Below are 6,942 nucleotides of genomic sequence, written 5' to 3'. Positions count from 1 at the left end.
CACTCGCAGTGATGAGCGCGGCGACACCCCAGCTATAAAATTCCGGCATGACAGCTCGCACAACATGTGATGGGCCGCACGCGCCCTTCTGTCCTAAACCGCCTTGAAAGCATCTAACTCAGCTTGATGTCCCAGACGCCTTCCTTGCGGCAGGCGGCGACCTCGTCGCGCAGCAGGGCGGTGATGGCGAGCGAGGCCGTCGAGGCCGGGCGGTCGATCGGAGAAGCGAAAATGAGCTCGCGCGTCATCGGCTTCGAGACGACAGCGGTTTCAAGCCGCCCGTCCGCGACCTCGCCATGCACCGACGAGGGCGGCAGCAACGCGAAGCCAAGCCCCTCCTCGACCAGGTTGGTCAGCACGCGGAACGAATCCGCCTCGAGCTGGACGTTGAGCTTGATCTTGCGCTGGGCGGCCGCATGCTCGATCAGCGCGCGGAGGCCGTGCGAATGACTGGGCAACACCAGCCGCTGCCGCAGCAGCCAGCCGATGTCGAYGCTCTTCTTGCGCGCCAGGCCGCAGCCGCGCGGGCCGACCGCGACGATGTTGTCGCGGCCGAGGCTTTGCACGTTGAGATGCAGATCGGCCGAGCGGCCGTAGAGGATGGCGAGATCCATCTCGCCACGATGCAGCCATTCGACGAGATGGCCGCTGTAGCTCTCGACGATGCGCAGCGAGATACCCGGAAATTTTTCGACGCAGCGCCGCGCGAAACGCGCCGACAGCACGCAGCTCACGGTCGGAACCAGGCCGAGCACCACCTGGCCGGACGGCGGTCCCTTGGCCGACTGGATGTCGTCGCGGATCTGGTCGATCTGGCGCACGATGCCGGAGGTGCGTGCCAGCAACAGGCGGCCGGCCTCGGTCAGCACCATGCCGCGGCCGTTGCGCGTGAACAGGTCGACGCGCAGCTCGTGTTCCAGAAGCTTGATCTGCCGGCTCAGCGCCGGCTGCGCCACGCGCAGCGTGTCGGAGGCCTTCGAAAGGCTGCCGAGCTCCGCCACACAACTGAAGGTCCTGAGCTGCCGGAAATCCATGCTTGCCAATCCTGGAAGGCTACTCCATACGCTATAGCAAATGAGCATAGGGGGATGGCGTTGTTTTCACAACGCCAGGGGATTGGCCGGCGTTATCTTAACTGCCGCTACGAACGGGAAACGCCATGAGCCAAGAAAAGCAAGACGAGCACCACACCGAAGATCACGCCGACATCCGCGAAGCCGTCGCAAAGCTCTGCGCGCAGTTTCCCGGCGRATATTGGCGCAAGCTCGATCGCGAGATGGCCTATCCCAAGGCCTTCGTCGATGCGCTGACCGAGGCCGGCTATCTCTCGGTGCTGATCCCCGAGGAATATGGCGGCGCGGGCCTGAAGCTTTCCGCCGCGGCGGCGATCCTCGAAGAGATCCAGCGCGCAGGCTGCAATGGCGGCGGCTGCCACGCCCAGATGTACACGATGGGCACCGTGCTGCGGCACGGCAATGCCGAGCAGAAGGCAAAGTATCTGCCGAAGGTCGCGAGCGGCGAACTGCGCCTGCAAGCCTTCGGCGTCACCGAGCCGACCAGCGGCACCGACACGACCTCGCTGAAGACGTTCGCGCGCAAGGACGGCAATGCCGGCTACATCGTCAACGGCCAGAAGATCTGGACCAGCCGCGCCGAGCATTCCGACCTGATGATCCTGCTGGCGCGCACCACGCCGAAAGATCAGGTCAAGAAGCGCACCGACGGTCTCTCGGTGTTCATCGTCGACATGCGTGAGGCCAAGGGCAAGGGCCTGGAGATCCGCCCGATCCGCACCATGATGAACCACGCCACCACCGAAGTGTTCTTTACCGACATGAAGGTGCCGGCGGAGAATTTGATCGGCGAGGAGGGCAAGGGGTTTCGCTACATCCTCTCCGGCATGAACGCCGAGCGCATCCTGATCGCGGCGGAATGCGTCGGCGACGCCAAGTGGTTCATCGCCAAGGCGTCGAACTACGCCAAGGAGCGCGCGGTGTTCGGCCGGCCGATCGGTCAGAATCAAGGCATCCAGTTCCCGATCGCCAAGGCCTATGCTGCGATGCGCGCGGCCGAGCTGATGGTGAAGGAGGCGACGCGCAAATACGAGGCCGGGCTCGACTGCGGCGCGGAAGCCAACATGGCAAAAATGCTGGCGGCGGATGCGTCCTGGGAAGCGGCAAATGCCTGCGTTCAGACCCATGGCGGCTTCGGCTTCGCCGAGGAATACGACGTCGAGCGAAAATTCCGCGAGACGCGGCTCTACCAGGTGGCGCCGATCTCGACCAACCTGGTGCTGTCCTTCATCGCCGAGCACGTGCTCGGCATGCCCCGCTCGTACTGAGGCAGCAATCATGGGAGCATTGGACGGGATCAGGGTGATCGCGGTCGAGCAGGCGGTCGCCGCGCCGTTCTGCTCGTCGCGGCTGGCGGACGCCGGCGCCGAGGTGATCAAGATCGAGCGGCCCGAGGGCGATTTCGCCCGCGGCTATGACGCGGCGGCCAAGGGCCAGAGCAGCTACTTCGTCTGGCTCAACCGCGGCAAGCAATCGGCGGTGGTCGATCTCGCCACCAAGGAGGGCCGCGCCGAACTGGAGAAACTGATCGCCAGCGCCGACGTGCTGGTGCAGAACCTCAAGCCCGGCTCGATGGACAAGCTCGGCTTTTCGCGCGAGCGCCTGCTGAAGGACTATCCCAAGCTGATCTCCTGCACCATCACCGGCTATGGCGACGAAGGCCCCTACGCGCACCGCAAGGCCTATGATCTGCTGATCCAGGCCGAGAGCGGGCTGGCATCGATCACCGGCAATCCAGACGGCGCCTCGCGGGTCGGCATGTCGATCGTCGACGTCGCGACCGGCGCCACCGCGCATGCCGCGATCCTGGAGGCGCTGATCGCGCGCGGGCGCACCGGCAAGGGCTGTGACATCCGCATCTCCATGTTCGATGTGATGGCGGACTGGTGCACCGTGCCGCTGCTCAACTCGGAAGCCGGCAATCCGCCGAAGCGCATGGGTCTCCGCCATCCCTCGATCGCGCCCTATGGCGTGTTCACGTCGAAGGACGGCAAGGACATTTTGATCTCGATCCAGAGCGAGCGCGAGTGGAAGACGCTGTGCGCCGAGGTGCTGGACCAGCCCGATCTGCCGAGCGATCCGCGCGTCGCCAACATGGTCGAGCGCGTGCGCAACCGCGACTTCACCGACAAGACGGTGGCCGACGCCTTTGCCAAGATGACGCGCGACGAGCTGTTGAAGCGGTTGTCCGATGCCGACATCGCGTTTGCCGAGGTCAACACCATGGCCGACCTCACCAACCATCCGCATCTGCGCCGCATCGAGGTCGACACGCCGAACGGCCGCGTCAGCTATCCCGCGCCGGCGCCGATCGTCGTCGGCGAGACCCGCGCTTACGGCGCCGTGCCCGGCATCGGCGAACGGCCCCAATCGAAGACATAACAGAGCGAGGCGTCATGACCGGGAAGCTCGACATCGATCATCTGCGGCAATGGATCGGCCGCAGCACGGAGGCCACCGACATCGTCACCGCGCAACTCGTGAAGGGTTTGCGCGCGACTCTGTTCCAGGAGGTCGGCGAACCCACGAAGGGTGATGCCGCGCCGTTCACGGTGCATTGGTGCCTGGCGCAGCCGGTGTTTCCGATGTCGATGCTCGGCCCCGACGGCCACCCGACCCGTGGCGGCTTCCTGCCGCCGGTGCCGCTGCCGCGCCGGATGTGGGCGGGCGGCGAGATCGAATTCATCGAACCCTTGTGCGTCGGCGATGAATCGACGCGCACCTCGCGCATTGCCGACGTCACGGTGAAGACGGGATCGACCGGCACGCTGTGCTTCGTCGCGGTCGAGCACACCGTGACCTCGCCGCGCGGTATCGCGCTTCGCGAGCGGCAGGACATCGTCTATCGCGAGATGACGACCACGCCCGCGGCCCCAGCCAAGGCCCCGCCTCCGCCACCGAAAGCGCAGCACCGCGAGACGCATGTCTCCGATCCGGTGCTGCTGTTCCGCTATTCCGCGCTGACCTTCAACGGCCACCGCATCCACTATGATCGCGACTATGTCACCAAGGTCGAGGGCTATCCGGGCCTGATCTTCCACGGCCCGTTGCAGGCGGCGCTCATCATCGAGATGGCCGCGAAGCTGCGCGGCGGCAAGCCGCCGAAGAAATTTTCGTATCGCGGGCTTCAGCCGTTGTTCGAAGGCAGCGAGTTTTCCATCAACGCCAATGACGGCGGCGAGAGCATCGAGCTGTGGACCGCGAACGCGGAAGGGCAGCCGACCATGAAGGGCACGGCGGTGTGGTGATGTTCGTCATTCCGGGGCATCGCGTAGCGATGAACTATGGTGCGCAATTGCGCACCTGAGAATCTCGAGATTCCGGGTTCGCTTCGCGCCCCGGAATGACGAGCCAAACAATAAGCATTCGGGAACGGAAACCATGTCCAAGAACGGCAAGAGCGGCAGCAAATCCGTCACCGTCAAGCAGGCGACGCTCGACCTGCTGCGCGCCTTCGGCATCAGACGCGTCTTCGGCAATCCCGGCTCGACCGAGCTGCCGTTCCTCAGCGACTGGCCCGGCGACATCGACTACGTGCTGGCGTTGCAGGAAGCCTCCGCGGTCGGCATGGCCGACGGCTACGCGCAGGCGACGCGCAATGCCGGCTTCGTCAATCTGCATTCGGCGGCCGGCGTCGGCAACGCGCTCGGCAACATCTACACCGCGCACCGCAACCAGACCCCGTTGGTGATCACCGCGGGCCAGCAGGCGCGCTCGATCCTGCCGCTCCAGGCATTCCTCTATGCCGAGCGCGCGTCGGAGTTTCCGCGGCCCTATGTGAAGTACAGCGTCGAGCCGGCGCGGCCCGAGGATGTGCCGGCCGCGATTGCGCGTGCCTATTACACCGCGATGCAGCCGCCATGCGGGCCGACCTTCGTGTCGATCCCGATCGATGACTGGGCGCATGCCACGGCGCCGATCGAGGCGCGCAAGGTCAGCCGCGAGATCGGACCCGAGCCGGAAGCAATGAAGGCGCTGGTCGCGGCGTTCGGTTCAGCAAAACACCCTGCTCTCGTCGTCGGCCCCGGTGTCGACCGCGCCGGCGCGGTCGAGCTGATGGTGAAAGTGGCGGAGAAGGCGAAGGCGTCCGTCTGGGTCAGCCCGTTCTCGGCGCGCTGCTCGTTCCCCGAGCGGCATCCGCAGTTCGCGGGCTTCCTGCACGCCTCGCCCGCGCAGCTCTCCGATGCATTACGCGAGCACGATCTCGTCGTGGTCATCGGCGCACCGGTGTTTACCTTCCATGTCGAGGGGCATGCCGCGATCTTCGACGGCGGCGCGACGATCTTCCAGATCACCGACGACCCCGATGCCGCCACGGTGACACCGGCCGGCACCAGCATCATCGCGACGATGAAGCCGGCGCTTGGCCTGCTGCTCGATCTCCTGCCGGAGAGCAGGCGCGCCACGCCAAAGGGCCGCACGCTGCCGCCGGCGCCGCAGGCCGGCGATCCGCTGCCGGTCGAATTCCTGCTGCATTCGCTGTCGCTGGCCATGCCGGATGGCAGCTCGCTGGTCGAGGAAGCGCCCTCGCACCGGCCGGCAATGCAAAAATTCATGCCGATGCGCGGCCAGGACAGTTTTTACACCATGGCGAGCGGCGGCCTCGGCTACTCCCTGCCCGCCGCGGTCGGCATGGCGCTCGGCAAGCCAAAGCAACGCACGGTCTGCCTGATCGGCGACGGCTCGGCGATGTATTCGATCCAGGCGCTGTGGACCGCCGCGCAGCGCAAGCTGCCGCTCACCATCGTCGTCATCAACAATTCCGGCTACGGCGCGATGCGCTCGTTCAGCCAGGTGATGCAAGTGCGAAACGTGCCCGGGCTGGAATTGCCGGGGATCGATTTCGTCAGGCTCGCCGAAGGCATGGGCTGCGATGCGGTGCGGGTGACGAAGGCGGTGGAACTGGGCGGAGCGTTACAGCGCGCGATGACGTTCGAAGGCACGAGCCTGGTCGAGGTGGTGGTGGATTCGGCGGTGCCGCTGCTTTACGCGCAGAAGCATTGATGCTGTCGTCCCGGCCTAGGGTCTGTACTCAATAGGGATTCCATCTGAAATTAGTTTGTGATTCAAGCATCTCAGCGGAAGGGAGGCTTGAATGGCAAAGCAGGTCTACTGGCTCAGCGATGCGGAATGGCGGCGGGTTGAGCCGTTGTTGCCGCGAGGGCGCAAGGGAGCCCATCGGGTCGATGATCGACGCGTGATCAGCGGCATCGTGCACATGCTGAAATCTGGCTCGCGCTGGCGCGATTGCCCGGAAGTCTATGGCCCCTACACGACGGTCTACAACCGCTTCAACCGCTGGAGTCGGCAGGGGATCTGGACGGATATTTTTTACGCGCTGACCGGATCGACCGGCATGTACGGATCGATGTCGGTGGATTCCAGCTATATCAAAGCCCATCGCTCCGCGGCCGGCGCAAAAGGGGGGCCTTCAACAATGCAATCGGCCGCTCGCGCGGCGGGCAGACCACCAAAATCCACGCGCTGACCGACGAAATCGGCCGTCCGCTTGCCTTCCTGATTACCCCAGGCAACACCCACGACTTGGTCGGTGCACGCGGTTTGATCGGCATGGTCCGCAACCCACGCCGTCTGCTGGCCGATCGAGCTTACGACGCCAGGAGCTTGCGCGACGAACTGGCCGCACGCCGTATCAAGGCCGTGATCCCGCCAAATCCGACCCGCAAGCATCCGCATCGCTACGACAAAACCGCTTACAAAGGTCGCAACGTTATCGAGCGGATGTTCTGCCGTCTCAAGGACTTCCGCCGCATCGCAACCCGATACGACAAGCGCGCAGACATCTTCCTGTCCGCAATCCTTCTGGCCGCTGCAATCACTTGGTGGATCAATTGAGTCCGGACCCTAG

At 64.9% G+C, this 6,942-nt stretch carries 5 protein-coding genes and 1 pseudogene; 5 read left to right on the top strand and 1 reads right to left on the bottom strand.

What is annotated here, in order from left to right:
* Nucleotides 1-113 precede the first annotated feature (113 nt).
* Complete coding sequence (locus tag ACXJL8_RS29300; protein WP_456686043.1) at nucleotides 114-1,034, bottom strand: LysR family transcriptional regulator; 921 nt, start codon at nucleotides 1,032-1,034, stop codon at nucleotides 114-116.
* 125 nt (nucleotides 1,035-1,159) lie between these two features.
* Between ACXJL8_RS29300 and ACXJL8_RS29295 the strand changes: the two genes are divergently transcribed.
* The 5 genes and pseudogenes from ACXJL8_RS29295 to ACXJL8_RS29275 all read left to right on the top strand — a co-directional run bounded on the left by ACXJL8_RS29295 (nucleotide 1,160) and on the right by ACXJL8_RS29275 (nucleotide 6,929).
* Nucleotides 1,160-2,341, top strand: coding sequence for an acyl-CoA dehydrogenase family protein (locus tag ACXJL8_RS29295; RefSeq protein ID WP_456686042.1), 1,182 nt, complete (start codon nucleotides 1,160-1,162; stop codon nucleotides 2,339-2,341).
* 10 nt (nucleotides 2,342-2,351) lie between these two features.
* Entirely contained in the window at nucleotides 2,352-3,455 is a 1,104-nt protein-coding gene (locus tag ACXJL8_RS29290; RefSeq protein ID WP_456623840.1) for a CaiB/BaiF CoA transferase family protein, read from the top strand.
* 14 nt (nucleotides 3,456-3,469) lie between these two features.
* Nucleotides 3,470-4,321 (top strand): FAS1-like dehydratase domain-containing protein, encoded by an 852-nt coding sequence (locus ACXJL8_RS29285; protein WP_456623839.1) that lies wholly within the window; start codon nucleotides 3,470-3,472, stop codon nucleotides 4,319-4,321.
* A gap of 133 nt (nucleotides 4,322-4,454) precedes the next feature.
* A complete protein-coding gene (mdlC, locus tag ACXJL8_RS29280; RefSeq protein ID WP_456686041.1) occupies nucleotides 4,455-6,077 on the top strand; it encodes a benzoylformate decarboxylase in 1,623 nt (540 codons plus the stop codon).
* 91 nt (nucleotides 6,078-6,168) lie between these two features.
* A pseudogene (locus ACXJL8_RS29275) lies at nucleotides 6,169-6,929 on the top strand (IS5 family transposase).
* Nucleotides 6,930-6,942 lie beyond the last annotated feature (13 nt).

The sequence above is a fragment of the Bradyrhizobium sp. P5_C11_2 genome (genome assembly GCF_054049755.1).
This window is presented reverse-complemented; position numbering and strand designations above follow the sequence as displayed.

Bases quoted from the DNA above. Each gene is read 5' to 3' on its own strand.
- ACXJL8_RS29290 (WP_456623840.1), top strand. From the start codon at position 2,352: ATGGGAGCATTGGACGGGATCAGGGTGATCGCGGTCGAGCAGGCGGTC.
- ACXJL8_RS29285 (WP_456623839.1), top strand. From the start codon at position 3,470: ATGACCGGGAAGCTCGACATCGATCATCTGCGGCAATGGATCGGCCGC.
- mdlC (WP_456686041.1), top strand. From the start codon at position 4,455: ATGTCCAAGAACGGCAAGAGCGGCAGCAAATCCGTCACCGTCAAGCAG.